The 26,651-nt window shown below is 73.7% G+C and carries 18 protein-coding genes; 9 read left to right on the top strand and 9 right to left on the bottom strand.

What is annotated here, in order from left to right:
• Window positions 1-33 precede the first annotated feature (33 nt).
• The 4 genes from NHH00_RS10440 to NHH00_RS10425 all read right to left on the bottom strand — a co-directional run bounded on the left by NHH00_RS10440 (window position 34) and on the right by NHH00_RS10425 (window position 13,281).
• Window positions 34-7,983 carry a DUF5979 domain-containing protein gene (locus NHH00_RS10440; protein WP_253051824.1) on the bottom strand — a complete coding sequence of 2,650 codons (7,950 nt, stop codon included), beginning with the start codon at window positions 7,981-7,983 and terminating at the stop codon, window positions 34-36.
• A gap of 228 nt (window positions 7,984-8,211) precedes the next feature.
• Window positions 8,212-10,101: an alkyl/aryl-sulfatase gene (locus NHH00_RS10435; protein WP_253051822.1), complete on the bottom strand. Its 1,890-nt coding sequence runs from the start codon at window positions 10,099-10,101 to the stop codon at window positions 8,212-8,214.
• A gap of 99 nt (window positions 10,102-10,200) precedes the next feature.
• The gene (locus tag NHH00_RS10430; RefSeq protein WP_253051820.1) at window positions 10,201-12,090 is read right to left on the bottom strand and encodes an alkyl/aryl-sulfatase; all 1,890 of its coding nucleotides are present in this window, start codon (window positions 12,088-12,090) and stop codon (window positions 10,201-10,203) included.
• 108 nt (window positions 12,091-12,198) lie between these two features.
• On the bottom strand, window positions 12,199-13,281 hold the full coding sequence (locus tag NHH00_RS10425; RefSeq protein ID WP_253051818.1) for a DUF389 domain-containing protein: 1,083 nt from the start codon (window positions 13,279-13,281) through the stop codon (window positions 12,199-12,201).
• 218 nt (window positions 13,282-13,499) lie between these two features.
• Here NHH00_RS10425 and NHH00_RS10420 point away from each other — a divergent pair, with 218 nt between their 5' ends.
• From NHH00_RS10420 to NHH00_RS21040, 3 genes are all read left to right on the top strand, one after another.
• On the top strand, window positions 13,500-14,195 hold the full coding sequence (locus NHH00_RS10420; protein ID WP_253051816.1) for a hypothetical protein: 696 nt from the start codon (window positions 13,500-13,502) through the stop codon (window positions 14,193-14,195).
• 170 nt (window positions 14,196-14,365) lie between these two features.
• The gene (locus NHH00_RS10415) at window positions 14,366-16,378 is read left to right on the top strand and encodes a sensor histidine kinase (protein WP_253051814.1); all 2,013 of its coding nucleotides are present in this window, start codon (window positions 14,366-14,368) and stop codon (window positions 16,376-16,378) included.
• A complete protein-coding gene (locus NHH00_RS21040) occupies window positions 16,375-17,037 on the top strand; it encodes a response regulator (RefSeq protein WP_253051812.1) in 663 nt (220 codons plus the stop codon). The genes NHH00_RS10415 and NHH00_RS21040 overlap by 4 nt, the downstream gene beginning before the upstream one ends.
• Before the next feature lie 66 nt (window positions 17,038-17,103).
• Here the strand turns inward: NHH00_RS21040 and NHH00_RS10405 are convergent, their stop codons facing one another.
• The 3 genes from NHH00_RS10405 to NHH00_RS10395 all read right to left on the bottom strand — a co-directional run bounded on the left by NHH00_RS10405 (window position 17,104) and on the right by NHH00_RS10395 (window position 19,547).
• Window positions 17,104-17,481, bottom strand: coding sequence for a VOC family protein (locus NHH00_RS10405; protein WP_253051810.1), 378 nt, complete (start codon window positions 17,479-17,481; stop codon window positions 17,104-17,106).
• A 90-nt stretch (window positions 17,482-17,571) separates the two neighbouring features.
• The gene (locus NHH00_RS10400; protein ID WP_253051808.1) at window positions 17,572-18,015 is read right to left on the bottom strand and encodes an acetyltransferase; all 444 of its coding nucleotides are present in this window, start codon (window positions 18,013-18,015) and stop codon (window positions 17,572-17,574) included.
• 62 nt (window positions 18,016-18,077) lie between these two features.
• Window positions 18,078-19,547 carry a DUF1254 domain-containing protein gene (locus NHH00_RS10395; RefSeq protein WP_253051806.1) on the bottom strand — a complete coding sequence of 490 codons (1,470 nt, stop codon included), beginning with the start codon at window positions 19,545-19,547 and terminating at the stop codon, window positions 18,078-18,080.
• A 160-nt stretch (window positions 19,548-19,707) separates the two neighbouring features.
• On the opposite strand from NHH00_RS10395, the gene arsB reads away from it, so the two are divergent.
• The 3 genes from arsB to NHH00_RS10380 are packed head-to-tail and all read left to right on the top strand — an operon-like array spanning window position 19,708 to window position 22,306.
• The gene (gene arsB, locus NHH00_RS10390) at window positions 19,708-20,835 is read left to right on the top strand and encodes an ACR3 family arsenite efflux transporter (RefSeq protein ID WP_253051804.1); all 1,128 of its coding nucleotides are present in this window, start codon (window positions 19,708-19,710) and stop codon (window positions 20,833-20,835) included.
• Window positions 20,832-21,845: a metalloregulator ArsR/SmtB family transcription factor gene (locus tag NHH00_RS10385; RefSeq protein ID WP_253051802.1), complete on the top strand. Its 1,014-nt coding sequence runs from the start codon at window positions 20,832-20,834 to the stop codon at window positions 21,843-21,845. Before arsB ends, NHH00_RS10385 begins: the two co-directional genes overlap by 4 nt.
• 23 nt (window positions 21,846-21,868) lie before the next feature.
• The gene (locus NHH00_RS10380; protein ID WP_253051799.1) at window positions 21,869-22,306 is read left to right on the top strand and encodes an arsenate reductase ArsC; all 438 of its coding nucleotides are present in this window, start codon (window positions 21,869-21,871) and stop codon (window positions 22,304-22,306) included.
• A gap of 49 nt (window positions 22,307-22,355) precedes the next feature.
• Here NHH00_RS10380 and NHH00_RS10375 read toward each other — a convergent pair whose 3' ends face one another.
• Window positions 22,356-23,774 (bottom strand): FAD-dependent oxidoreductase, encoded by a 1,419-nt coding sequence (locus NHH00_RS10375; RefSeq protein WP_253051797.1) that lies wholly within the window; start codon window positions 23,772-23,774, stop codon window positions 22,356-22,358.
• An 84-nt stretch (window positions 23,775-23,858) separates the two neighbouring features.
• Between NHH00_RS10375 and NHH00_RS10370 the strand changes: the two genes are divergently transcribed.
• A complete protein-coding gene (locus tag NHH00_RS10370; protein ID WP_253051795.1) occupies window positions 23,859-24,221 on the top strand; it encodes an ArsR/SmtB family transcription factor in 363 nt (120 codons plus the stop codon).
• A 117-nt stretch (window positions 24,222-24,338) separates the two neighbouring features.
• Entirely contained in the window at window positions 24,339-25,205 is an 867-nt protein-coding gene (locus NHH00_RS10365) for a CPBP family intramembrane glutamic endopeptidase (RefSeq protein WP_253051793.1), read from the top strand.
• A 12-nt stretch (window positions 25,206-25,217) separates the two neighbouring features.
• Here NHH00_RS10365 and NHH00_RS10360 read toward each other — a convergent pair whose 3' ends face one another.
• On the bottom strand, window positions 25,218-25,508 hold the full coding sequence (locus NHH00_RS10360) for a hypothetical protein (RefSeq protein ID WP_115943461.1): 291 nt from the start codon (window positions 25,506-25,508) through the stop codon (window positions 25,218-25,220).
• Window positions 25,509-25,631: 123 nt separating this feature from the next.
• Between NHH00_RS10360 and NHH00_RS10355 the strand changes: the two genes are divergently transcribed.
• A complete protein-coding gene (locus NHH00_RS10355; RefSeq protein ID WP_253051791.1) occupies window positions 25,632-26,648 on the top strand; it encodes a 5'-3' exonuclease in 1,017 nt (338 codons plus the stop codon).
• The last annotated feature ends 3 nt before the right edge of the window (window positions 26,649-26,651 follow it).

Genomic DNA, 26,651 nt, shown 5'->3' with positions numbered 1-26,651 from the left:
GCAACCGCTGGCGCGGCCTGACCAGGGGGCGTGTCAGACGCGGCCCACGGTCCGGGTTCCGCGCCGCCGGGCGTCGGCCAGCAGCGCGCCGGTCCCCGTGAGCAGGATCGCGAGCACCGCGGCCGCACCGACGCTCGCGCCGGTCGGCGGGAGGCTGCCCCCGCCGGTGGCACGGAACGCGTTGGTCACGGTCGCGTCGACCTCGGCGGCGTCGCCCGTCGGGACGGTGAACGCGTCCGACGTCGGCGTCGCGTCGTCGGGGTCGACCGTCACGTCGGTCCCCGCGACGGCGAGCGTCACGGCCTCGGCGTCGCCCGCGTCGGTCTCCGCGAGCGTGCACTCGGCCCCCTGGGGGACCAGCGCGTAGACGGCGGTCCAGTCGTCGTCGGCCGAGAGCGTGCGCTCGGCGCCGCCCGGGATCACGACGTCCGTCTCGACGCCGTCGACGTCCCACGTGCACGCGAGCGAGACGACGAACTCGTCGCCCCGGTGCTGTGACGCGCCCGGCCCGGCGAGGGCCTTGGTGACGACGACCTGGCCGACGTCGAACGTGTTCGTCACCATCACCTGGGCGGGGTCCGGACCGATGGTGGCGGCCCCGGGCTCGCCGCCCTCGACCGTCGCGGAGATCGTGGTCGAGGCGGCGCCGCCGCTCGCCGTCTCCGTGACGACGCACTCCGCGCCGACGGGCAGGCCGTCGTAGACGGCGACCTCGCCCCCGGAGATCGTGCGCTCGGCACCGCCGGGCACCTCGATGGCCTCACCCAGGAACGTGCAGGCCGCGCTCACGGTGAACGGCCCGGCACCGAACGCCTCGGCGCCGTCGCCGTCGACGACCTTGGTGACCTCAATCGACCCGGCGTCGTAGGTGTTGGTCACGGTGACCACCTGCGCGGGGCCGGGGAGCACGCGCTCCTCGACCTGGACCGGGTTCGGCTCGACCGTGACCGCCGTCGCCCCGCCGGTCTCGGTCTCGGTGACGGTGCACACCGCACCGACGGGGAGGCCGAAGTAGACGCCCGGCAGGCCCGGTCCGAACGGCCGCACGGGGCCTCCCGGGACCGGGACCTCGGCGCCCTGGAACGTGCAGGAGACGGACGCCCGGTACGGGATGCCCTCGAGCGGGAACTGCGCGTAGAAGTCCTCGAGCTGCGCGATGAGGGCGGCGAGCTCCTCGGGCGTGACCGGCTCGTCGGGCAGCTCGGGCAGCGGCGGGATGTCCGGCATCGACGGCGCGAAGCCCGCGGCGTCGCCGTCCACGACCTTCTCCACGAGGAGCGGGGCGGTGTCGAACACGTTGGTCACCGTGACGGTCGTGGTGGTCGGTGACCCGTCCTCGGCGGCAGGCGGCACGACGACGTCCACGGACGTGCCGTCCACGGGCTCGCCGCCGTCCACGCTCATCGTCACGTGGGTGGCACCGAAGTCGTCCGTCTCGGTGAGCACGCACTCGGACCCGACGGGCAGGTCCTCGTACACGGCCGGCTGGCCGGGCACGAAGGTCCGCGCGGCACCGCCGGGGACGACGATGGTGACGGGATCGCCCTCCGAGTCCACCCCGTAGGTGCAGGCCAGCGTGACCTCGAACGGCCCGGGCCCGTAGAGCGCCCCGAGTCCGTCGAGCTCCTTGTCCACCTGGACGGTCCCGACGTCGAACGTGTTGGTGATGACGACGTTCGCGACGTCACCGCTGCCGACCGTGACCGTGTCGGGGACGACGACGGAGCCGGTGGCCCCGCCGTCGTCGATCTCCTCGATCGCGCACACGGCGCCCGTCGGCAGGTTCGCGATCTGTGCGGTGAGCGGACCGGCGCCACCGAGCACGACCTGGCTGTCGTAGACGGTGCGCGGCGCGAGCGGGCCGTCACCGTCGTCGTCGTACGTGCAGACGACGGTGACGGTGAACGGTCCACTCCCGTACGCGGGGCCGCCGGCGCCCTCGACGACCTTCTGCAGCCCGATCGCCCCGACGTCGTACGTGTTGGTCAGCGTGACGTCGTTCGTGCTCTGCCCGAGCACGTCGGGGGTGAGCGTGACGTCCGTCGTCGGGCCGTCGGTCGTCACGGGGTGGCCCGGCAGGCCCTGGTCCACGGTGATCGTCACCGACGACGCGTTGCCCGTGCCCGACTCGGTGACGGTGCAGACCGAGCCGACCGGCAGGTCCGTGAGCTCGATCGTCTGGCCGTCCTCGATCGGGAGGCCGGTCATCGGGTTCTCGGCGTCGTAGCCCTCGGCGTAGACGTCCTCGCCGAGGAACGTGCACGCGACGTCGACCGCGAACGGGCCGAACGGCACCGGGTTCCCTTCCTGGTCCACCGCGTCGGTGACGACCTCCTTGGAGATCTCGATGCTCGACAGGTCGTACCGGTTGGTCGCCGTGATCGTCGTCGGGTTCTCGGGGTCCTCGCTGTCGATCGTCACCGTGTCCACGATCAGCTCGGTCTGCCCGTTCGTCCCGTCCTCCGTGATGGTGCACTCGGCCCCGTACGGCAGGTTGGGCACGACGGTCGGGGTTCCCGGCACGACCGTGACGGGGATGGGATCGAGCACCGTCTCCACCCAGCTCCCGACCGCCGACGTGCACTGCACGTTCAGCACGAACGAGTCGGGCGCGTTCTCGGCGCCCTCGCCCGTGACGACCTTGTTCACCGCGAGCGGGCCCGACGCCGTCGCGACGCCGACCTTGGTGCCCTCGGTGGGCAGCATGTTGAACTCCGTCCCGTTCTGGGCGATCCCGACGCCGGACGCGCCGGCGGAGTTCCACGCGATCGACCGGTCCCCGGCCTCGGGGGCCTCGGGCGGCGTGGTCGTCGTCCCCTCGACGGCGAGGAACTGCCCGGGTCGGAAGAGGTTGTCGGGGTCCATCTCGACCACGGCCTTGATCGCCGTGATCCGCGCGTACGTGTCCTCGCTCGTGTCCGCGGTGAGCTCGACCCAGCCGGTCGTCGGGTCGTCCGTCGGGCAGAGCGGCTCGTTCAGCGGGTCGTCGATGTCGTCCATGCAGTAGTCGTCGACGGTCGTGTAGTAGAACGTCGTCGTGCTGCCCGCCGGCGCGTTGACCACCGAGGGCGGCGACTCCTTGGTGAGCAGCGGGGACCACGCGGAGTCGCGCGGCTCGCTGGTGGCGTAGGAGCCGGTGTCGCCCGGTGTGGGCAGCCGGTCGTAGACCACGACCTTGTCGAGCGGCAGGTTGCCGACGTTGTTCACACGGATGTGCCAGGTCTCGTCGTGCCCGGGCACGATGACGGGCGTGCAGGGGTACGCGTAAAAGCCCGACGCGTCGGGCGTGCACGCGTAGGCCGGGTCGGCGTAGGCCGGATCGACCATGACGTCGAGCTCGTCGTCGTCCGTCGCCTTGACGAGCTTCGACTGCGCGATCGCCGCGCCCGGGATCGTGGTCACGTCGGAGTCGGCCTCGCACGCGCCGTTCTCCTCGTTCAGCCGGGTCACGCACTCGTCCCACGGGCGGTCACCGGTCACGCCGGCGGTGTTGTGGACCACCGCGCCGGCGTCGAGCGTGACGCGGAACTGCACGAGCACGGTGATCGTGTACGTCTGGTCGACCTCGAGCACGGTGCCCTCGGGGAACGTGAAGGTCAGCCCCGCGAGGTTGCCCTCCTGGTCGACCGTCACCTCGCCGGGGTCCGTCGGCATGGCCGGGCCCGACGGGTCGTCCGGCGTCCTCGCCCCGTCCTCCAGCGCGTAGGAGAAGTTCTCGGGGACGCCGTCGGCGAGCCGGAGCTGCGGCCCGTCGGGGTCGCTCGGCATCGGGTCGTCGACGATGACCGGGTCGACGATCGCTCGGTCGCCGGTGTTGGTCACCGCGATGTGCATCGGCACGACCGCGTCGGGTGCCTCGGTGCCGCCTGTCACCGTCCCGTCGAAGTCCTTGACGATCCGGACACCGTTCGTCGTGTGCTGGTAGAGCATCGACGCCTCGGCGTCGTCCTCCGCGCTCACCGGCCCGGTGGTTCCGGTCTCGGGGTCGACGACGAGGTCGGCCCCGGTCACCGTGCCCTGCACGTCGTTGCTCGCCACGCCCGGGGACGCCTCACCGGGCGCCGGCGCGTTGGCTGCGAGGTCGGGCAGCACCGGGCCGCCCGTGCGCAGGTCGTCGCGACGCAGGATCTGGATCGGGATCGGCTGCGTCGGCGTCGCGGGGTTCTCCCAGATCGCGCCGTCGGCCCGCGTGAACGTGAACCGCAGGCCCTGCACGTCCTCGGGGTCGACGCCCTCGGGCAGGGCGAACGTGCCGGACGGCTCGCCGAGCTCCCAGCCGCCGCCGGTGACCGTGACGCCGCCCGCGTCGCCCGTGAAGGTACCCCCCGTGAAGGCGTCCACCTGGACCTGGTCGATCGGCGTCACGAGAGCGGCGCTCGGGTCGAACCCGACGAAGTCGTACTGGTTCCAGAACCGCGGCTCGTCGTCGGTCAGCACCATCTCCACCGCGCGGGACGGGCCGAGCGGCTGCCCGGTGAGCGTCATGACGACCGGCGTCTCCGACTGGTTCGCACCGTGGAACGGCTCGACCACGGCGGCCGGGCTGAACGACTTCTCCACGGCGAGCTCGATGGACGCCGTCTGGAGGAGCATGTCGGCGTCGTCGTTGGCGAGCCGGACGTCCCCGCCGGTGCCGCCGGGGTCGGTGATGGTCGCGGCGGACCCGTTGGGCACCGGGTTCTCGTCCACGACGATCACGCCGTCGTCGCCGTAGATCGCCTCGCCGGTGTACCGGTCGGTCTCGCGGAGCTGGAGCGTGAGCGCCATGGACCCGGACGCGCCGGGCAGGACCAGCCCGTCGTACGCGACCTCGATGCCCACGACGATGAGGAGCTCCGACGCCGGGAGCGCCTCGGCCTGCGCCTCCGTGAAGGTGGCCGTCCCGCCGGTCGCGTCCGTCAGGGTCACGGTCGTCGACGTCGCGCCCGCTGGTGGGGTGAGGTCGATGTCCGTGAGGGTGAAGGTGTCGAAGGGGTGCGTGCCCTCGGCGGTCTGCACCTCGCCCGAGCCCTGGTCCGCGGGGTCGACGAGCCGGAGCTGGTCCACCTTCGCCGCGGACGCGTTGGTGCCGGTGACGGTCACGGTGGTGGTCGGGTAGAACTCGGCCGGAGTGGCGGGCGGCGGCACGGAGATCGGGCCGCCGGTCCAGTCCTTCGTCACCGTGACGTTCAGCGGCTGGTCGATGATGAGGACGTCGTCGAAGTCGGCGTCCGTGTACTCGTCGCCGTCGAACGTGGCCGTGCCCTCCGCGGTGTCCCGCACCATCCCCGGGTCGTCGGGCAGGTTGTAGATCGTGCCGTGCGTCGAGCCGAGCACGGGGCTGTCGTCGCTGCGCCGGTAGTCGCGCGTCTGGAACGTGAGGTTCAGGTGGCGGCCGTCGGCCTGCGTGGACCGCGCGACGCCGTCGCCCGCGGCGGGTGCCGTCGGGTCGGCCGGGGTCGCGCTGCGCGAGGGGGACTCGGTGTAGGTCAGGCGTACGGACGTCGCCGACTCCTGCTCGTCGGCCGTCAGCGTGTAGCCGGGGAAGGTCCCGTCGCACGCCTGGGGGCACGGGTCGCCCGATGCCGGGACCCACGCGCCGTCGATGAAGAGCTCGACGCTCTCGATCTGGTCGTACCGGAGCAGCGGGTCCAGGGCACCGTCGATCGGGTCGACGCTGACGAGGTCGAACGCGTCGTAGAACGAGTCGGCGATCGGCGTCGACTCCGGGTTCTGGATGTCCGAGATCACCAGGGGGTCGACGCCGGTGAAGCCACCGGTCGACCACGTGATCTGCGCCGTCACCTCGTCGTCGGAACGGGCGAGCACCGACGGCGGGTCGCCGCCCAGGAAGTCCTTCGCGAGGAAGTCGCCGGGGCCGTTGCCGTCCACGGGGTACGGGTCCACGGTGTCGCAGCCCGCGGCGAGCGGGGTCTCGTCCACGGTGCCCGACGACGCGCTCGACGCGCCGCAGTTCTCGACCGGGTCGTCGAGGCCCTCCGGGCCCGTGAACTCGGCGGCGAAGTTCGGCTGGAACTGCGTCCCCGGCGGGAACCCGTCGCCCGTCGAGTCGTAGACGAACTGCACGCCCTGCGCGCCGTCGGGGAGGTCACAGCTCACCGTGTCCGGGCCGGTGTAAGGCCCGCATCCGGGGGCGGGCTCCCACGAGTCTCCGTCCCAGTAGTTCACGGTCAGCGTGGAGCCGGCCGGCACGTCCGTGGAGCGCACGGCGGTCGCCGTGAAGTGGTCCCAGAAGGCGTCCGGGTTCGTCGGGTCGGTCGGATCCTGGACCACGACCTGGTCCGCGTTCGTCGTCGACCCCTCGGGGCCGAAGGGCAGAAGCTGCGTCGGGAGCTGGACGATGACGCCCTGGCCCGGAACGGCCGGGATCGTCGACGGCGAGATGTTCTTGGTGGTCTGCGTCGCGAGCCGGTCGACGAGGGTCAGCAGGGACGCGTCCGCGGTCGCCGGGTCCGCGCTCGGGACGTCGGCCTGCACCTGGTTCGGGTGCGTGACGTCGTCGGCCTCCTGGTCCGGGTCCGTGTCGGCCGTGAAGGGCACCGTCGCCGTGGCCCCGGTGACGATGTTCCCGGTGTACTCGATGCTGAACCCGACCACCTCGCACCCGCCCGGCGGGTCCGGCAGCGTGTTCGGAGCGGTCGCGGGGATCGGGTCCGTCGTCGTGCCGTCGGCGCACGTGAACGTCACGGAGGCGGCGTCGGCGTCCGCGGGCCACTGCACCCCGGCGCCCGCGCCGTCCGTGCCCCACCCCGTGAAGGTGATCGGGTCGGCGCCCTCGAACGGGCTCGGGGTTCCGGGAGCGGGCTCGGTGATGGTCAAGGAGGTCACGGGCGTCCCCGTGTTGGTCGCACCGAGCGTGACCGTCGTCGGGTCGCCGGCGCTCACGGTCGCGGGGGAGAAGCTCTTCGACGCCGTCACGGAGTTGTTCGGCGGCGTGACGACGTACGTGTCGCTCGCCGTCGTCGGGTCGGACTGGCCCTCGGGATGAGTCACGAACGACGACGTGTCGTTGGTGATCGTGGTGGGGTCGGTGAGGTCCTCGACGGCGGCGCTCTGCTGGACGTTCACCGGGATGCTCGCCGTGGCGCCCGGCTGGATGTCGCCGCTGAACGTGTACCGCACGCCCTGGACCGCCGCCGGGTCCACGCTGTCGTCGAGCGGCTCCCACGAGTCGCCGTCCCAGTACTCCTCGGTGACCTGCGTGGCGTTCGGCGGCATCGTGACGTCGCCGGTGCTCACGTACTCGAGGTAGGTGAAGGGGTTGGGTGTCGCGGTCGGGTCGACCGGGTCCTGGACGACGAGGGTGTCGACCGGGTCGTTCGACTCGTTCGTCGACCCGATGGTCATGGTCGCGGGGGTACCCGGCGCGGCGAGCGCTCCCTCCGGCTCGATGGTCTTCGTCGTCGTGGAGGCGAGGACGAGCGGGACCACGGGCGTGATGTCGTCGCTGGCCTGGTTCTGCGTGGCGTTGTCCGAGACGACGGTCGCCGTGTTGGTGATCGGCACGCCGTTCGCGGCGTACGGGATGTCCTCCGAGACCTGGGCGGTGACGAGGATCTGCACCTGTCCGCCGTTCGGCACGCTGTCGGCGGTGTAGGTCACCGTGTCCGCGTCCGGGTCGGCGACGAGGTTCGGGTTCGTCGCACCGCCCCCGCTCTGGATGGACGCGCTGACCAGCTCGAGGCCGTCCGGCAGCGGGTCGGTCATCGTCGTCGGCGTGCACGGCGTGTTGTTCGGGTCGGAGCAGGAGATGGAGACGGCCCACTGGACCTGCTGGCCGGGCGCGTACGGCCCGGTGCTGAGCTCGGTCTTCTGGATGCCCCACGTGGCCGCCGCCGCCGGCACGGTCGGCACGAGCACGAGCGGCAGGGCGAGGAGGAGCGACCCCAGGCTCGCCCACGTTCGCCGCAGGCGCCTCGTCCGCCGTGCGGCACGCGCCCGCCCGCCCCGCGTGGTGCTGCTCGCCGTCCGCCCGTTCGCCATGCCCTCGCCCCTCTGGTCCCACTGCACCCACGGCGCGCCCGGGCGCGCTCGTCGTCGTAGTCGTCACGACCTTGACACACGACTTCCACTTCGTCGCGGCGAACGGGACGACCGTCCAGGTACCGCACGACGACGCGGGCACCGAGAGACCTGTGCGGACCGCACCCGGAGACGACGGCGCCCTCGTCGCCCGGTCCGGAACGGGGCGACGCGGGCGGCCGGCTCGGGTCAGGGGGTGACGATGGCGAAGTCCGGGTCGCCCGGGTCGAGGACGGCGGTGAGCCGCGCGAGCACGCCCGCGTCGCCCGCGACCTCGATGCCCACGGCGGCGAGCTCCTCCGGGGTCGCGGCGCCGGTCGCGAGCGCGGGGAGCGCCGTGCTGGTCGTCGTGAGGGTCGCGTCGGCGTCTCCGCGCTGGGGAGCCGAGCTGTAGGTGAGGGTCCCGTTGCGCAGCCACAGGCGGTAGCGCTCGTCGGTGTCGGTGAGCACGACGTCGATCGTCGCCTTCTCGTCCCACGCGCGCGGGCCGTCGACCTGGATCGCGAGGGCGTCGAAGAGCATCGTCGGCGTGAGGTTCCCGATGATGTCGGGCGCCGCCGTCTGCGTGGGAGTCCCGAAGGGTCCGTCACGCAGCTCGGTCGCGCCCGAGAGGTAGACGCTGCGCCAGGTGCCGTTCTCCGCACCGTAGCCGAGCTGCTCGTAGGTGTCGGCGAGCAGCTCCTTCGCCGCGGCGTGGTCCGGCTCCGCGAAGACGACGTGGTTGAGGAGCTCCGCGACCCAGCGGAAGTCGCCGGCGTCGAACGCCGCGCGCGCCGTCGTGACGACCGCGTCGGCGCCCCCGCCGAGGGCCACGTAGCGCTTCGCCTTCTCGACCGGCGGGTGCTCCCACAGGTGCGCCGGGTTCCCGTCGAACCAGCCCATGTACCGCTGGTAGATCGCCTTGACGTTGTGGCTCACCGAGCCGTAGTAGCCGCGCGCGTGCCAGGCGTTCTCGAGCGCCGGGGGCAGGGTGATCCGCTCCGCGATCTCGGGCCCGGTGTACCCCTGGTTCAGCATCCGCAGGGTCTGGTCGTGCAGGTAGGCGTAGAGGTCGCGCTGGAGCGAGAGGTACTCGACGATGCGCTCGTTGCCCCAGGTCGGCCAGTGGTGCGAGGCGAAGACGACCTCGACGTCACGGCCGAACAGGTCGATCGCCTCCGTGAGGTAGTGGGACCACACGTGCGGGTCGCGGACCACGGCACCGCGCAGCGTGAGCAGGTTGTGCAGCGTGTGCGTCGCGTCCTCCGCCGCGCACAGCGCCCTGCGGTCGGGGAACCAGATGAGCATCTCCGACGGCGCCTCGGTGTCCGGCGCCATCTGGAAGACCATGCGGACGCCGTCGACCGTCTCCTCCTGGCCCGTGGTGGTGACGGACAGGGTCGGCGGGATGAGCGTGACCGTCCCGGTCGACGTCGTCTGGCCGAGCCCGGCACCCACCTGACCCTGCGGGCCGCGCGCGAGCGCCGCGCCGTACATGTAGCCGGCGCGCCGACCCATCGCCGTCCCGGCGTACACGTTCTCCGCGACCGCGTGCTCGGTGAAGCCCTCCGGGGCGAGCACGGTGACGCGCCCCGCGTCGACGTCCTCCTGCGTCGTGACGCCCTTGACGCCACCGAAGTGGTCGACGTGCGAGTGCGTGTAGATGATCCCCGTGACGGGGCGGTCGCCGCGGTGCTCGCGGTACAAGGCGAGCGCGGCCGCCGCCGTCTCGGTCGAGATGAGCGGGTCGAGCACGATCACGCCGGTCGTGCCCTCGATGAACGTCACGTTCGACAGGTCGAACCCGCGGACCTGGTAGATCCCCTCGGTGACCTCGAACAGCCCCTGCTCGGCGACGAGCCGCGACTGCCGCCACAGGCTCGGGTTCACCGTGTCCGGCGCCTCGCCCTGGAGGAACGCGTAGGTGTCGTCGTCCCAGACGACGCGGCCGTCGTCCGCCGTCACCGCGCTCGGGGTGCGCCGCGCGACCAGGCCGCGCGCCGCGTCGTCGAAGTCCTGGGTGTCCGAGAAGGGGAGCGTCCGGAGGAGGGCGGAGTTCTGCGCGACGATCGCGGGCGTCGCGGGCTTCGGAGTCGACATGGTTCGGAGCCTGGCACCGCCCTGTGCGGACCGCACCCGGAGACGACGGCGCCCGCGTCGCCCGGTCCGGAACGGGGCGACGCGGGCGGCCGGATCGGGTCAGGGGGTGACGATGGCGAAGTCCGGGTCGCCCGGGTCGAGGACGGCGGTGAGCCGCGCGAGCACGCCCGCGTCGCCCGTGACCTCGATGCCCACGGCGGCGAGCGCCTCGGGGGTCGCCGCGCCGGTCGCGAGCGCGGGCAGCGCACGGCTCGTCGCGGTGAGCGTGGCGTCGGCGTCCCCCTTCTGCGGGGCCGCGGAGTAGGTGAGGGCGCCGTTGGAGAGCCGCAGCCGGTAGCGCGCCCCGGTGTCGGTCAGGACGACGTCGATCGACAGCTTCTCGTCCCACGCACGCGGCCCGTCGACCTGGATCGCGATCGCGTCGAACAGCATCTCCGGCGTGAGCGCCGAGATCACGTCGGCCGACGCGGAGACGGTGGGCGTGCCGAAGGATCCCTCGCGCAGCTCGGTCGCGCCGGAGAGGTAGATGTTGCGCCACACCCCGTTCTCCGCGCCGTAGCCGAGCTGCTCGAACGTGTCGGCGAGCAGCTCGCGCGCGGCCGCGTGGTCGGGCTGGGCGAACACGACGTGGCTCAGGACCTCGGCGGCCCAGCGGAAGTCGCCGTCGTCGAACGCGGCGCGCGCCAGGTCGACCACCGCGTCCGCGCCGCCCATGGCCTTCACGTACCGCTTGCCCTGCTCGACGGGCGGGTGCTGCCACAGGTGGGCCGGGTTGCCGTCGTACCAGCCCATGTAGCGCTGGTAGATCGCCTTGAGGTCGTGGCTCACCGACCCGTAGTAGCCGCGCGCGTGCCACGCGTTCTCCAGGGCCGGCGGGAGCTTCAGCTCCTCGGCGATCTCGATCCCGGTCCAGCCCTTGTTGATGAGCCGCAGCGCCTGGTCGTGCAGGTAGGCGTACAGGTCGCGCTGCTCCGAGAGGAACCGCACGACCCGCTCGTTGCCCCACGTGGGCCAGTGGTGGGACGCGAAGACGACCTCGACCTCGTCGCCGAACAGGTCGATCGCCTCGGTGAGGTAGCCGGCCCACGCGTGCGGGTCGCGCACGAGGGCGCCGCGCAGCGTGAGCAGGTTGTGCAGCGTGTGGGTCGCGTCCTCGGCCGCGCACAGCGCCTTGTGGTCCGGGAACCACACCAGGAACTCCGCCGGTGCCTCGGTGCCGGGGGCCATCTGGAAGACCATCCGGACGCCGTCGACCGTCTCGGTCTGCCCGGTGGTCGTGATGTCCAGGGTCGGGGCGATGAGCGTGATGTTCCCGGTCGCGACGGTCTGCGCGAGGCCGGTACCGAGCGCGCCCTGCGGCCCGCGCGCGAGCGCCGCGCCGAACATGTAGGCCGACCGGCGCGCCATCGCCGTGCCCGCGTACACGTTCTCCGAGGCCGCGTGCTCCGTGAACTCGGCCGGCGCGATGATCGGGACCCGCCCGGCGTCGACGTCCTCCTGCGTGGTGACCCCGCGCACCCCGCCGAAGTGGTCCACGTGCGGGTGGGTGTACAGCACGCCCGTCACCGGGCGGTCGCCGCGGTGCTCCCGGTAGAGCTCCAGCGCGGCCGCCGCCGTCTCCTCCGTCACGAGCGGGTCCAGGACCAGGACGCCCGTCTCCCCCTCGATGAACGTGACGTTCGAGAGGTCGAACCCGCGGACCTGGTAGATGCCCGGGACCACCTCGAACAGGCCCTGGATCGCGTTGAGCGTCGACTGACGCCACAGGCTCGGGTTCGCCGTGTCCGGCGCGTCGCCCTGGATGAAGGCGTACGTGTCGTTGTCCCAGACGACCGTCCCCTCCGCGTTCCTGATCGCGTTGGGCTCGCGCGTGCCGAGCAGTCCCCGACGCGCGTCCTCGAAGTCCTGCGTGTCCGAGAAGGGGAGCGTCTGGAGGAGGGCGGAGTTCTGCGCGACGATCGCAGGCGTCGCTGGCTTCGGAGTCGACATGGTTCGGAGCATGGCAGCGGCGCGCGAGGACTGCATCCGGAACGAGGCGCCCGCCGAGCCGGCTCCGGGCCGCGACCGCGGGGGCCCGATCGGGGGTGCGAGGGGACCTCAGCCCGCGGGGTCGACGCGCTCTCCGACGGTGTGGACGACGACGACCTGCGGGTCCCACGGGACGAGCTCGTCCACCTGCTCCTGCAGGATCGCGACGTCGGGCAGGTCCCCCGGGCTGCGCACCTCGACGACGAGGTCCTGCCCCTCCCACCGCACGGCGTCGACGGACGCGTCGTCCGTCCCGGACAGCCAGTCCTCCGCGGCGGCGCGCGTCTGGCCGAGCCAGAGGTCCGCGAGCGCCGCCTGCACGGTGTTCGCCACCATGGGGACGGCGACGACGAGGACCGCGACGAGCGCGACGACCGTCGCGACCCGGCGCCGCGGGGCGGGTGCGCCCTGCCGCGCGGCGCGCGCCTCCCGCAGGTAGCCGGCGCCGGAGAAGACGACGGTCGCGGCCACGACGAGCGCGACGGCGTTCGAGACGAAGAGCAGCAGCGCGCCCGCGGCGAGCGACGGCTGCCCCTCCCCCAGGCAGACCCCGACGACCCCGAGCGGCGGGACGAGGGAGATCGCGATGGCGATGCCGGGCAGCACGTCGCCGAGGTCGCGACGGGCGAGCGCGATCGCTCCCGCGAACCCGGTGGCGAAGGCGGCTGCCAGGTCGCCCACGCCGGGCGACGTCCGGCCCGTCACCTGAGAGTTCGACAGCACGTCGGTGGTCGCGGGGAGCACCAGCGTCGCGACCATCCCGATCGCGACGACGAGGGCGAGGCCGCCGACGACGTACGCCACGGACCGCCCGATCGTGCCCGGCTCGCCGGCGACGACGCCCAGCCCGATCCCGAGGATCGGCGTCGACAGCGGGGCGATGATCATCGCGCCGATGACGGTCGCCGTGGAGTCGGTGACGACGCCCGCGACGGCGATCACGCCGGAGAGCACGAGCATGGCCCAGAACGCGGACCGCTTGGCCCGCACGTCGCCGACGTCGAGGTCGAGCCGGTCGGCGACGTCGACGAGCGGCCGCCGCTGCGCGGCGGGGACGAGCAGCCGGAGCACACGCCCCGGCGGAGCGGGAGCCGTCGTCGTGGTCGGGTCGGTGACCGCCCCGCGTCGGTCGCTGTCCGAGGGCACCGTCATCCCCGCCTCCCGCGCTCGGGCCGGTGACCGGCTCACCGGGCGACCCGACGCTACGGTCGCCTTCCGCAGGGTGCCACTGGAGCCGCCCGGATCCGCCCGGCAGGTCGGGACGCCTGCCCCTGGGGCCCGGGATGCCGCCCGGTCGACGCTGCGGGGACCGTCGCAGCACGTGGCGGGCCCCGGCCGCGGGACAGGCGGCCCTGACGGAAGGTCGTCCCATGCAGGACAGCTCGCTCACCGCCCCGTCGCCGCTCGCCGGCGACCCGACCCGCCGCTCGCGCGGCACGGCGCCCCGCGCGTGGGCCTGGACCGGCGTCGTCGCCGGGGTCCTGGGGCTCGTCTCGATCCAGTCCTCGATGGCGCTCGGCGTGAACTGGGAGGAGACCGCCGGCGACGCCGACGCGATCGTCGCCGACCTCGCGGGCCGCACGGGGACCCAGATCCTCTTCCACACGGCGACGATCGCGTGCGCGCTCCTCGTGCTCGTGTTCGCGGCGGGCCTCAAGCGGCGGCTCGACGCGCAGGCGCCCGCCGGCTCGCTCCTGCCGACCGTCGCGGGCTGGGGGCTCGTGCTCGTCTCGGTCGCGGGGCTGCTCGGCTCGGGCCTGGACACGCAGTTCCTCTTCGGCCTCGGCGACACCGCGCTCATCGTCCCCGAGTCGGGCGCGTTCTACAGCGACTGGGTCGCGACGATCCCGTGGCTGTGGGTCGGTGCCGGCGTCGCGGGCGTCGCGCTCGGCGTCGCCGCGCTGCGGCACGCGGCGGCACCGCGCTGGATCGGCGTCGTCGGGTTCGTGCTGGGCGGGATCGCGCTCCTCGCGGGCCTGTCGCCGCTGCAGTACATGGCGGGCTTCGTCGGGCCGATCTGGCTCCTCGTCACCGCGCTCGGCTTCGCCCTCGGGGACCGGCGCTGAGCGCGACCCGCGAGATCGGCAGCACGCGGCGAGATCGGCACGTCCGGTCGAGGTCGGCGGTCCGGACCGCCGACCTGGGCAGGGACCGCCGATCTCGTCGTCGGCCGCGGCCGGGTGATCTCCCGCCCGGGCCCTTCTCGCCGCGCGTGCCCCGGCCCTACCGTGGGCCCGTGGCCGACCCCGGGCCCGGCCGCGCCGGGATGCCCCGCACGGGCTGGACGATCGGCGTCCTCGCCTGGGTGCTCGGCGTGTCCGCGCTCGCGCTCCAGCTCACGTCCGGGGTGCCGCTGCTGCTGGGCGACCTGCTGTTCGTCGTCGTCGACGCGACGGTCGCCCTCGTCTACGGGACCGTCGCCGCGGTGATCCTCGTGCGTCGGCCGCACGTCGTCGGCTGGCTCGTCGCGCTCGCCGGGATCGGCGGCGGGATCGCGGCCCTGGGCGGCGCGTGGCGCAGCTACGCCTCGACCCACCCCGGCCTGCCGCCGCTCACGCCGCTCGCCGACGCCTACGGGTGGGCCTGGGTCCCCGGGACGGTCGGGCTGTTCGTCCTCGTCCCGTGGTTCGTGCGGGGCGGGCGGCTCGGCGCGGGCGCGTGGTGCGGCGTCGCGGGCGGTGTCGCGTCCATCGCCTTCTTCTTCCTCGCCCCCGCGGACGACCCGCGCCCGGCGATCGTCGGCGTCGTCGTCATGGGGCTCGTCACCGCCGCCGCCACCGCGTGGCGCTGGCGCCGCGGACCGGTCGAGGAGCGCCGCGGCCTGGGCCTGCTCGCGCTCGGGACCGCGCTCATGGCGCTGTCGTTCCTCCCGCTGCTCGGAACCTGGGCGAGCGCCGACGTCATCCTCGCGCTCCCCCTCACGCACCTCGCGTGCCAGGCGCTGTTCCCCGCGGCCATCCTCGTGTGCGTGCTGCGCAACCGGCTGTGGGGCATCGACCTCGTGCTCTCACGAGCGACCGTCGCCGCGATGCTGGCCGTCGGCCTCGCGGTCGTCTACGCGGTCGTCGTCGTGCTCGCGACGACGGTCGTCGACGGCCCCGCCGCGCAGGTCGTCGCGGCGGTCGGGGTCGCGCTCGCCGTCCAGCCCCTGCACACCTGGCTGCGGCACCGGGTCCGCACGCTCGTCTACGGCGAGGGCAACGACCCGGGCCGTGCCGCGCTGAGCGTCGGCCGCCACCTGTCGTCGGCGTCGACCGCCGACGACCTCGTCGTGAGCCTCGCGGTGGGCGTGCGCGAGGCGCTGCGCCTGGAGAGCGTGACGATCGAGCGCACCCCGGACCGCCCGACGGCGTCCGGCACCCCCGAGGACCCGCCCGCCACCGCCTGGGTCGGGCCGACGTCGCGGCCGACCGGGCAGACGGCCTCGCTCCCCGTGGTGCACGGCGGTCGCGTGCTCGGCCGGGTCCACGTCGTCGCGCGGGCGGGCGAGCGGCTCGACGCCCGGACCCGCGACGCGCTGGACCAGCTCCTGCCCGTGCTCGGTGCGGGCCTCGCGCTCGCCCAGGGCGCGCGCGAGCTCGAGGAGGCGCGCGACGCGACGACGCGCGCCCGCCTCGCGGAGCGGCGGGTCATCCGCCGGGAGCTGCACGACGGCGTCGGGCCGTGGCTCGTGGGCCTGCGCCTGGGGCTGCAGGGAGCCCGGAACACGCTCGAGACGGACCCCGCTGCCGCAGCCGCCGTGCTCGACGCCCTCGGCGCCGAGGTGGCCCAGCGCGTCGAGGACGTCCGCACCCTCTCGCGCAGCCTCCTGCCGCCGTCGCTCGACGAGCACGGGCTCGAGGTCGCGCTCGGGGAGCTCGCGGGCCGCCAGGCGCTCGCCGGGTTCGTCGTGGACGTGCGGTGCGACCCGTGCGACGGCCTCGACCCACGGGTCGCCGCGGCCGCCTACGCGATCGCGAGCGAGAGCGTCGTGAACGCCGCGCGGCACTCCGGCGCCGACGAGTGCCGGCTGACCGTCCGGCTCGGCGACCGCTGCCTCCTCGTCACGTGCGAGGACGACGGGGGCGGGATCGCTCCCGACGCGACCCGCGGCGTCGGCTCGCGGTCGCTGCGCGAGCGCGCGGACGAGCTCGGCGGGCGCCTCGACGTCTCCGCCGTACGGCCCGACGGCGCGCGCCCGGGCACGCGCGTGCGCGCCACCCTCCCGCTCGTCCCGGCCGGGGCGCTCGCGCGCGAGGACGCGTCGTGATCCGGGTGGCGGTCGTGGACGACCACCCCGTGTTCCGGCTCGGGATGGCGGCGCTGCTCGACTCGTTCGACGGCGTGCGCGTCGTCGGGCAGGCGGCGTCCGCCGCCGAGGCGCGCGCGCTGCTCGGCCTCGACCCGGGCGGGACGGGGGCGAGCGCCGACGTCGTGCTCATGGACCTCGACCTCGGCGACGGCTCGGGCGTGGACGTGACGCGCGACCTCGTGCGCGCCGACCCGGCCGCGCGCGTGCTCGTCGTGACCATGCACGAGGACGACGACGCCGTCGTCGCGGCCGTCCGCGCCGGGGCGCGCGGCTTCCTGGTCAAGTCCGCGAGCCCCGCCGAGGTCGAGCGCGCCGTCCACGCGGTGGCCGACGGCGCGATGATCCTCTCCCCCTCGGTCGCCGACCGGGCGATGGCGTACGTCGTCGGGGGGCGCGCGGCGGCGCGCGTGCCGTTCCCGCAGCTCACGGACCGCGAGCGCGAGGTGCTCGACCTGGTCGCCGCGGGGCTCGACAACGCCTCCATCTCGCGCCGCCTGGTGCTCAGCCCCAAGACCGTCCGCAACCACGTCGCCAACGTGCTCGCCAAGCTCGCCGTCCGCGACCGTTCCGCCGCGATCGTCCGCGCGCGCGAGGAGGGCCTGGGCCAACCGAGATAGAACCGCGGTCGCGCGAGGCAGAGCAGTGGTTCGGAGCCGGCGCCGTGGTGCGGAGGCCCGGCGCGGTCAGGCGTCGTCGTCCTGGATGACGGACAGCACGTTGCCGGCGGGGTCGGTGAACCACGCGATGAGCGGGCCGCCGCCGCGGAAGACGAAGTCGTCGTCGGTCTCGACCGGCGTGCCCGCGTACCGCTCGAACGCGACGCCGCGCTCGCGCAGGGCCGCGACGGTCCCGGGGACGTCGTCGACCGGGAAGTTGAGGACGGTGAACGACGCGGGCTCGTGCGCGTCGCCCTTGGGGTAGACGAGCACGCCGGAGTCGCCGGGCACCCGGATCCACAGCAGGTCGTCGCCCTCGACCGTGAGCCCGAGCAGGTCGCCGTAGAAGTGCCGCGCCGCCTCGACGTCGTCGACCGAGAACCCGCTGAACGCCTTGCCGAGCATGTCGCCTCCTGGGGTCGTGCGGGCCGGACGGCCCGCTCTCCCCAGGGTCGACCGGCGCGGGCGCGCCCGCTCATCGGTCGATGACCGCGGTCAGTACTCGCGACGCAGGTGCAGCAGCGGGAACGGGCGACCCTGGCCGTCGGTCGCGGACCGCCCCGTGACCTCGAAGCCCTGTGCGCGGTAGAAACCGAGCGCGGCCGGGTTCTGCTCGTTGACGTCCAGCTCGAGCACGGGGTGGTCCCGCCCGGCGTGGGCCAGCAGCGCGCGCCCGATCCCCTGGCCGTGGAGGTCCGGGTCGACGAACAGCATCTCGACGCGGTGCCCCACCGTCCCGACGAACCCCGCCACCCGGCCGTCGCGCTCCGCGACGGTCACGTCGACGGCGGCGAGGTACTCGTCGCGCACGCCGACCTCCAGCTCACGCACGTCGTCCGGGTTAAGGAAGTCGTGCGTGGCCTCGACGGCACGGCGCCACACGTCCACCAGCGCGCCGGTGTCGTCGGGGCGGGCCGGGCGGAGCGGGAGGTCGACCATGGCACGAGCCTCCCGCCCCGGACCTGGCTGGTTCAAGCGGATTGCTGGTCGAGACGTCGGCGTCAGGGGACGCTCAGCGGTTCGACGTCGCCGGGGCGCCAGGTGCCGTCGAACCAGCTCTCGAGGGGGCCGTAGAGGCGCAGCAGGACGAACCACCCCTTGCCCGGCACGGTCTGGACCCAGTTCGCGGCGAGCTCGCGCGGCTCCTCGGGGCCGAAGACGATGTCCACCGAGCCGTCGTCGTTGTGGACGAGGTCGTCGCGCCTGCTGTTCCGGCTCGGCAGCGGCTGGCCCGTCTGCAGCTCCGAGCGGGTCTGAGGGTCGTACACCACGACCGACCAGAAGTCCGCGGCCGGCACGTCGGCCGGGAGCCGGAGGCGGTACGCCCTCCCACCGTCGAGGGGCGCGTCGTCCACGTCCACGGTGGCCAGCGCGTACTGCGACCCCTTGCCGACCATCTTCAGCGCCATCGCGGGAGTGTTCACCGTCGCGAGGTAGAAGAAGGTGGTGCGGGCGTCGAGGTAGCGGCCGCCGGCACCGCCGTCACGCAGGAACCGGTAGTCGCCGCCCGGGAACGGGCTCAGCCAGCGGCGGTCCTCGTAGAGGAAGAACGCGCGCTCCCGGGACCGGAACGCCATGGCGCGCGCCGTGGTGTTTCCCACCGCCGCTGCGTCGGTGAGGATGCGGCGCATCCGGTCGTCCGGCGCGAACGGCGCATCCTTGGTGATGCCGATCGAGGCGAGCAGCCCGCGCGTCTCCGGGTCGACGACCCCGATCGGCTCCTTGGCCACCACGTGGGCGACCTCCTCGTAGAACGAGAAGTCGTTCGCATGGACCGTGTTCACCGTGACGCCCGACAACGACGCCCACTCCATCGCCGGCGGATCGTCCCGCCGCGACAGCGGGTAGACCCTGACGCCCGACTCGAACAGTCGCACCGCGGCGTCAGGCCGCCCGTCGACGAGGAACCCGCGCAGGATGACGAGGTTCACCGCGCTCGGCGTCTCAGCGACGAACCAGCCCTCGGGCCGCGCGCCGTCGTAGTCCGGCGGCACGATCAGGTACGTGCCGCCGGCGCCCCGGTCCGGGCCGGGCGCGCCGAGGTCCACCACGAACCGGAACCACGCGTCGTCGACCGTGCCGGGACCGCACCCCGGCGGCACCTCGATGACCGTCGGGCCGTCGCGCTCGACGTCGAGCACGACGATCGCGTACACCGTGTCGGTGTTGCCGGTAAGGAAGAGCGGGTCGGAGTCGAGCAGTCGGTCGGCGATCGCGCCCTGGTGGCACGCGTCCCCCGCGACCTCCGCGATCCCCCGTCGGATCGCCTCCAACGAGGCGGCCGGGATGCAGCCGAGGAACGCCTCGACACCCCGCACCAGGTCGAGGTGGTCGAAGACCCGGGTCGCCGTCTCGGGCGTGGGGACGCCGTCGACGAACCGCAGCTCGCCGATGCTCGTCGCCACCCGGTCCGGCGTGGTGATCTGGGCCGGGATCGCGGTGTTGTACCCGGGCCGGACGTCGATACTCATGCTGTCCTCCCTTGCGCCGACCGTCGGCATCCGTCACCAACCATCAGAACCGGCGTGCGCTCCCGGCGCCATCACGTGATCCGCGTGATCCCTGCCGTCGTTCCGCGGCACCCCGACCCGGGACTTGCGCGCCTATATTGGCCGGTGTCAATATCGACAAATGTCAATTCAAGAGCCTCGCGCGAGCGATCCCACGGCGCCCACGCGCGGCCGGTTGTCCACGCTGGACCGGTGGCTGCCGCTGTGGATCGGGCTGGCGATGGTTGCCGGGCTGACCCTGGGCCGGTTCGTCCCTGCCCTTTCCGACGTGCTCGCCGCGCTGGAGGTCGGCGGGATCTCCGTCCCGATCGCCCTCGGCCTGCTCGTGATGATGTACCCGGTGCTGGCCAAGGTCCGGTACGACCGCGTGGGTGCCGTCACCGGCGACAAGAAGCTCCTGGTGAGCTCGCTGGTGCTGAACTGGCTGGTGGGCCCGGCGCTGATGTTCGCCCTCGCATGGGCGTTCCTGCCCGACCTGCCCGAGTACCGCACCGGGCTGATCATCGTGGGCCTGGCCCGGTGCATCGCCATGGTCGTGATCTGGAACGACCTCGCGTGCGGGGACAGGGAGGCCGCGGCGGTGCTGGTCGCGATCAACTCCGTGTTCCAGGTCGTCGCCTTCTCCCTGCTCGGCTACTTCTACCTCACGGTGCTGCCCGGGTGGCTGGGCCTCGACGCCCACGGTCTGGACGTGTCCGTGGGGCAGATCGCGCTCAACGTCCTCGTCTTCCTCGGCGTCCCGCTGGCCGCCGGGTTCGCCTCACGCCTGGTCGGGGAGCGCGCCAGGGGGCGGGCCTGGTACGAGGACCGGTTCCTCCCCGTCGTCGGCCCGTGGGCGCTGTACGGGCTGCTCTTCACGATCGTGCTGCTGTTCGCCCTCCAGGGCGAGGCCGTCACCTCGCGCCCGCTCGACGTCGCGCGGATCGCACTGCCGCTGCTGGTGTACTTCGCGGCCATGTGGGGCGTCGGCGTCGTCGTCGGCAAGACGCTGGGACTGGGGTACGCCCGTACCACGACCCTGGCGTTCACCGCGGCGGGCAACAACTTCGAGCTCGCGATCGCCGTGGCGATCGCGACGTTCGGTGCGACCTCCGGCCAGGCGCTGGCCGGGGTCGTGGGCCCCCTCATCGAGGTCCCCGTCCTGGTGGGTCTCGTCTACGTCTCGCTGTGGGTCGCGCGCCGCTGGTACGCCGTCGACCCCTCCGCACCCCCGACCCGAGCACCCGAGCTGGACGAGGTGAGGTCATGACCACCCCCCTGCCGCCGGCCGTCGCGGACGCCGACTGCGCGCCGCAGGTCGAGGCGTACGCGATCGGGACCGAGGTCGCGGGCGCCGTCGCCACGACGCTCAAGGCCCTCGCCGAGCCGCTGCGGCTGCGCATGCTCTCCTTCGTCGCGACCTCTGCCACGGGCGAGGCGTGCGTGTGCGACCTCGCCGCACTCACGGACGTCTCGCAGCCGACCGTGTCGCACCACCTGAAGGTGCTGCGCGACGTGGGGGTGCTCACCTCCGAGCGCCGCGGCACCTGGGTCTGGTACCGCATCGCGCCGGGGTACCGGGCGGCCGTCACGACGCTGCTGGACTCCTTCGCCCCGGCGGCGCTCGGCGCGACGCGCGCCGCGACCGCACTCACGGGCCTCGACGACGTCGACGCCGCCCTCGACCACCTGGTCGAGGACCTGGCCGGCGCCTTCGCCGACGTCCGGTTCGACGTCGTGCAGCGCGTGGTCCGCGAGTCGTACACCGACCTGGCCCGGTCCGCGAAGGTCTCGGCCCATCTGGTGCCCCTCACGGGACGGTTCGCCCGGCAGCGGCTGAGCGACCTGACCCGCGCCGACGACGCGCGGCCGCACGTCCTGTTCGTCTGCGTCGCCAACGCCGGGCGCTCCCAGCTCGCCGCTGCCCTGCTGCGCCACTACGCCGGCGACCGGGTCGTCGTCCGCTCCGCGGGGTCCGCGCCGGCGGCCGACATCCACGACGGCGTGCGCGCGAGCCTGACCGCGCTCGGCATCACCGCGGACGACGCGTTCCCCAAGCCGTTGACCGACGACGCCGTCCGCGTCGCGGACGTCGTCGTCACGATGGGATGCGGCGACGTGTGCCCCGTCCTGCCCGGCACGCGGTACGAGGACTGGCTCGTCGGCGACCCCGCCCTGGCGTCCCCCGCCGGGGTCGCCGCGATCCGAGACGACCTCGACCAGCGGGTGCGACGCCTGCTGGCCGACCTGCTGCCCGACCTGACCCTGACCATCGCCTGACCGTCACCACCCGGGAGACCACTATGACCGAGAGCACCCCGCCCACGCCGTCCGCCCTGTTCGTGTGCGTCCACAATGCCGGCCGGTCCCAGATGGCGGCGGGATACCTGCGGGCCCTGTCCGGCGGGGCCGTCGAGGTCCGCTCCGCCGGGTCGGCCCCGGCCGACCGGATCAACCCCGTCGCCGTCGAGGCGATGCTCGAGGAGGGCATCGACCTGCGCGCCGAGCAGCCCAAGGTCCTCACGACCGAGGCGGTCCAGGCGTCCGACGTCGTCATCACCATGGGCTGCGGGGACGCGTGCCCGATCTTCCCCGGCAAGCGGTACGAGGACTGGGCGCTGGAGGACCCCGCCGGGCAGGGCATCGACGCCGTGCGCCCCATCCGCGACGAGATCCGCACCCGCGTGCTGACTCTCCTCGACGAGCTCGGCGTCACCCCGGTCGCCCTGCCGCGCGGCTGAGGAGCCGGCCGCGCGGCGGTCCTCCGGACCCCGACGCGCGGCCGGGCGCTCAGCCGAGCTCCGTGTCGCCCGAGCGGCCGTGCGCGACGCCGGTCGCGAACCCGACTCCGGCGGGTGCCCCGACACCGAGGGTCACGAGCTGCGGCGCGGCCGGCGCGGTGCCGCAGCACGACCCGCCCGCGCTCGCGCCGTCGTCCTCCAGCGCCAGGTCGCTCGAGCAGACACCCGTCGCGGGCAGATTCAGCTCGACCGCGTCCGCCGCGGTCCGGTCCCCGGCCAGCGCCGCGGCGATCGAACGGACCTGCTCGTAGCCTGTGGCGAGGAGGAACGTCGGCGCGCGCCCGTAGGACTTCATGCCGGCGAGGTAGAACCCGTCGTCCGGGTGGGCGAGCACCTTCTCCCCGTGCGGGGGCACGGTGCCGCAGGAGTGCTGGTTCGGGTCGATGAGCGGGGCGAGCGCGGCGGGCGCCTCCACGACCGGGTCCAGGTCGAGGCGCACCTCGCGCAGCATGTCGAGGTCCGGGCGGAAGCCCGTCGCGTCGACGATCTGGTGCACCTCGAGGTTCAGCGCCCCGTCCCGCGCAGTCCCCAGCACCTGGACGGTCCCGACGCCCGGCACGAGCCGGTCGATCGAGACGCGCGTGAGCAGCGTCAGCCGCCCCTCCTCCACGGCGGCCCGCAGGCGCGTCCCGAGCAGGCCGCGCGCGGGGAGCTCGTCGTCGGAGCCGCCGCCGAACAGGCGCCGCGCCGACCCGCCGCGGATCGCCCACGTGATCGTGGTGCCCGGCTCGGACTCGGACAGCTCGACGAGGCTCAGGAGCGTGTTCGCCGCGGAGTGCCCCATCCCGACGACGAGCGTGTCGCGGCCGGCGAACCGGTCCCGCTGGACGCCGAGCACGTCGGGCAGCGGACCGGTCACGAACGCCGCCGACTCCGCCTCGCCCACGGCGGGCAGGCCCGAGGCCCCCAGCGGGTTCGACGTCGAGAACGTGCCCGACGCGTCGACCACGGCGCGGGCCAGCACGTCGCGCACCACGCCGTCGGCACCGATGGTCCGCACGCGGTAGGCGCGGCGGTCCCGGCCGAGCGAGCGCGTCTTGTCCGCCCCGTCGCGTGCGACCGCGAGCACCCGCGTGCCCGTGCGCAGGCGCGGCGCGATCTGAGGCGTCGCGGCGAGCGGCGCGAGGTACCGGTGGACGAGCTCCGCGCCGGTCGGCAGGGCGTCGGGGTCCGGCTCGACCCATCCCGTCGGTCCGAGCAACCGCCGAGCCGCCGGGTCGACGTCGTACCGCCACGGCGAGAACAGCCGCACGTGGCCCCACGACGCCACCGCGGCGCCGGGGCCGTCCCCGGCCTCCAGCACCACCGGCTCGAGCCCGCGCTCCAGCAGGTGGGCCGCCGCCGCCAGACCCACCGGACCTGCCCCGATCACCACGACCGGGAGCTCGTCCCGCACCACCTCGACCATCACCACTCCTCGCATTGAAGGTTGTCGATATGAGCATCGTGGATGACGTATCGAAGGTTGTCAATCTGTGCGACGATGGTGGGCATGACGACGACCGAACTGACCCTCACCCCGGTCGGCGACGGCGCTGGCTGCTGCGGACCCGTCACCCAGGCCGTCGACCCCGAGGCCGCGCGCGAGCTCGCCCGCACCTTCAAGGCCCTCGCGGACCCCACCCGGGTCCAGCTCCTGGCGATCGTCGCCGCGCAGGACGGCAGCGAGGCGTGCGTGTGCGACCTCACCGAGCCGGTCGGCCTCTCCCAGCCCACCGTCAGCCACCACCTCAAGATCCTGGTCGACGCCGGTCTGCTCACCCGCGAGCAGCGCGGCCGCTGGGCGTACTACTCGCTCGTCCCGGGCGCGCTCGACCGGCTCGCGGCCGCCCTCACCGACACCACCGCTCGCTGACGGGGCGGTTCGCCGCGCGCCCTGCGGGCTCCGTCCCTACGCTCGCTCCTGTCGGTCGCGCCGTTCGCACCGATCGGCCGGCGCCGGCGGCCGTACGACGACGGACGAGGAGCACCCATGACCGAGGTGACGGGATCGATCGAGCAGGCCACCCCGCGGTCGGGCTGGCAGCGGTTCTGGGACCAGGGCGGCTGGTGGCGGGCCTTCCTCTTCGCGGTCCTCTACATCGCGGTGTACCTCGGGCTCGGATGGCTCGTCGGCGTCAGCGGGCTGGGCCCGGACAGCGGCGAGGAGCTCCTCGACTCGTCCGGAACCGTGTTCTTCGGGCTGCTGCTGCCGATCCTCGTCATGAGCCTGCTGCTCGTCGCCTTCCTGTCCACGATGCGCTGGCGGCGCGAGGTGTTCGGTCCGCAACCGATCGCGGGGCGGCCGTGGATGTGGGTCGCCGTCGTCCTCGTCCTCGTACCGGTCGTGCTGCACCTCGTCGCGACGAGCTGGTCGTCGTACGACGTCACGGTGATCCTCACCGTCTTCGCGCTCGGCCTGTGCATCGGGTTCGCCGAGGAGGTCCTGACGCGCGGCGTCGCCGTCACGATGCTCCGCCGCGCGGGGTACGGCGAGAAGGCCGTGATGGTGCTGTCGTCGATCCTCTTCGGCTTCCTGCACGCGTCGAACCTGGTCTCGGGGCAGAACCTCCTGACCGTGGGCACGACGGTGGTCTACGCGTTCGGGTTCGGCACCATGATGTACCTCTCGATGCGCGTCACGGGCAGCATCGTCCCCGCCATCCTCCTGCACGCGGCGACCGACCCGACGACGATCCTCGCGACGGGCGGTGTCGACACGCACGGGACGAACGCCGGGTCCGACGCGCTCAACGCGTTCGCCGGGACCTTCAACATCATCTTCATCGCCGTCGCGATCCTGGCGGTCTTCCTCGTCTCGGGTCGCGTCGGACGCACGACGGCACCGGCGCAGCGCTGAGCCCCGGGCCGCCTACCGACGCCCGCGCAGCGCGATCACCGGCCCGGAGAACAGCGCGATGCCGAGCATGAACCCGACGTCGTACCAGTTCCCGTTGTTGTCGACCTCGTAGATGCTCACCGTGTCGGTGAAGAGGGACACGATGAACGTGAACGGCAGGATCATCCCCTGCCACAGACCCCACCAGAACCCGTAGCCGCCGGGGCTCGCGGCGACGTTCGGCCCGGCGGCGCAGGCCCCGAGGAGCAGGATCACCGCGATGGCGAGAGCCGCGCCGGCTCCTCGTCGTGCCGTCGTGGACATGACGCTCACCTCCGTGTAGCGGTCGACGGCACCAGTGAACCGCGCGCGCCGTCCGACGGCGAGGGCAGCGGCGCGCGGCGGCACGGCGGGCCCCGTGTCGGGGCCGTGCGGCAGGATGGCGGCATGACGCAGAGCACGGACGACGGCGCCCCCTCGAGCACCCCCGCGACGGCGGGCGGCGAGCTCATGCTGCTCGACACGGCGAGCCTGTACTTCCGCGCGTTCTTCGGGGTCCCCGACTCGATCAAGGCCCCGGACGGCACGCCGGTCAACGCGGTGCGCGGCCTGCTCGACATGATCGCGACGCTCGTCACGGACCGCCGCCCGTCGCGCCTCGTGGCGTGCTGGGACGTGGACTGGCGCCCGGCGTTCCGCGTCGAGGCCATCCCGTCGTACAAGGCGCACCGGGTCGCCGAGAAGGTGCCCGGGACCACGGGCGTCGAGGAGGTCCCGGAGAAGCTCGTCGCGCAGATCCCGGTGATCGTCGACGTGCTCGCGGCGCTGGGGATCGCCCGCGTCGGCGCGGCGGGGTACGAGGCCGACGACGTCATCGGCACGCTCACCGCGCGCGAGGTCGCGCGGCGCGCGGCCGAGGGCGCCGCGCCGGACGCGTCGGGCCGGGCCGCCGTCGAGGTCGTCACCGGGGACCGCGACCTGTTCCAGCTCGTCGACGACGAAGCGGGTGTCCGCGTCCTCTACCCGACCAAGGGCGTGAAGAACCTCGACGTCGTCGACCAGGCGCGGCTCGCGGAGCGGTACGGGATCCCGACGGGGGCGGCGTACGCGGACATGGCGGTGCTCCGCGGCGACCCGAGCGACGGCCTGCCCGGCGTCCCCGGCATCGGGGAGAAGACGGCGGTCGCGCTGCTCGCGAGGTTCGGCGACCTCGCGGGCGTGCTCGCGGCGCGCGAGGCGGGCGACCCCGGCCTGACGCCGACCCAGCGCCGTCGCCTCACCGAGGCGGCCTCCTACCTGGAGGTCGCGCCGCTCGTCGTGCGCGTCGCGCCGGACGCCCCCGTCGGGGAGGTCCTCGACGCGCTCCCGACCGCCCCCGCGGACCCCGACGCGCTCGCCGAGCTCACGGAGCGGTGGGGCCTCGGGACGTCGGTCCGGCGCCTGCTGGACGCCCTGGGCGGCTGATCC

It is taken from the genome of Cellulosimicrobium cellulans (assembly GCF_024124905.1).
Lineage (GTDB): Bacteria > Actinomycetota > Actinomycetes > Actinomycetales > Cellulomonadaceae > Cellulosimicrobium > Cellulosimicrobium cellulans_G.
Note: the sequence above shows the minus strand (reverse complement) of the source record. Positions and strands in the feature narration are given on the sequence as shown.

Bases quoted from the DNA above. Each gene is read 5' to 3' on its own strand.
- NHH00_RS10440 (WP_253051824.1), bottom strand. From the start codon at position 7,983: ATGGCGAACGGGCGGACGGCGAGCAGCACCACGCGGGGCGGGCGGGCG.
- NHH00_RS10435 (WP_253051822.1), bottom strand. From the start codon at position 10,101: ATGTCGACTCCGAAGCCCGCGACGCCCGCGATCGTCGCGCAGAACTCC.
- NHH00_RS10430 (WP_253051820.1), bottom strand. From the start codon at position 12,090: ATGTCGACTCCGAAGCCAGCGACGCCTGCGATCGTCGCGCAGAACTCC.
- NHH00_RS10425 (WP_253051818.1), bottom strand. From the start codon at position 13,281: ATGACGGTGCCCTCGGACAGCGACCGACGCGGGGCGGTCACCGACCCG.
- NHH00_RS10420 (WP_253051816.1), top strand. From the start codon at position 13,500: ATGCAGGACAGCTCGCTCACCGCCCCGTCGCCGCTCGCCGGCGACCCG.
- NHH00_RS10405 (WP_253051810.1), bottom strand. From the start codon at position 17,481: ATGCTCGGCAAGGCGTTCAGCGGGTTCTCGGTCGACGACGTCGAGGCG.
- NHH00_RS10400 (WP_253051808.1), bottom strand. From the start codon at position 18,015: ATGGTCGACCTCCCGCTCCGCCCGGCCCGCCCCGACGACACCGGCGCG.
- NHH00_RS10395 (WP_253051806.1), bottom strand. From the start codon at position 19,547: ATGAGTATCGACGTCCGGCCCGGGTACAACACCGCGATCCCGGCCCAG.
- arsB (WP_253051804.1), top strand. From the start codon at position 19,708: ATGTCAATTCAAGAGCCTCGCGCGAGCGATCCCACGGCGCCCACGCGC.
- NHH00_RS10385 (WP_253051802.1), top strand. From the start codon at position 20,832: ATGACCACCCCCCTGCCGCCGGCCGTCGCGGACGCCGACTGCGCGCCG.
- NHH00_RS10380 (WP_253051799.1), top strand. From the start codon at position 21,869: ATGACCGAGAGCACCCCGCCCACGCCGTCCGCCCTGTTCGTGTGCGTC.
- NHH00_RS10375 (WP_253051797.1), bottom strand. From the start codon at position 23,774: ATGGTCGAGGTGGTGCGGGACGAGCTCCCGGTCGTGGTGATCGGGGCA.
- NHH00_RS10370 (WP_253051795.1), top strand. From the start codon at position 23,859: ATGACGACGACCGAACTGACCCTCACCCCGGTCGGCGACGGCGCTGGC.
- NHH00_RS10365 (WP_253051793.1), top strand. From the start codon at position 24,339: ATGACCGAGGTGACGGGATCGATCGAGCAGGCCACCCCGCGGTCGGGC.
- NHH00_RS10360 (WP_115943461.1), bottom strand. From the start codon at position 25,508: ATGTCCACGACGGCACGACGAGGAGCCGGCGCGGCTCTCGCCATCGCG.
- NHH00_RS10355 (WP_253051791.1), top strand. From the start codon at position 25,632: ATGACGCAGAGCACGGACGACGGCGCCCCCTCGAGCACCCCCGCGACG.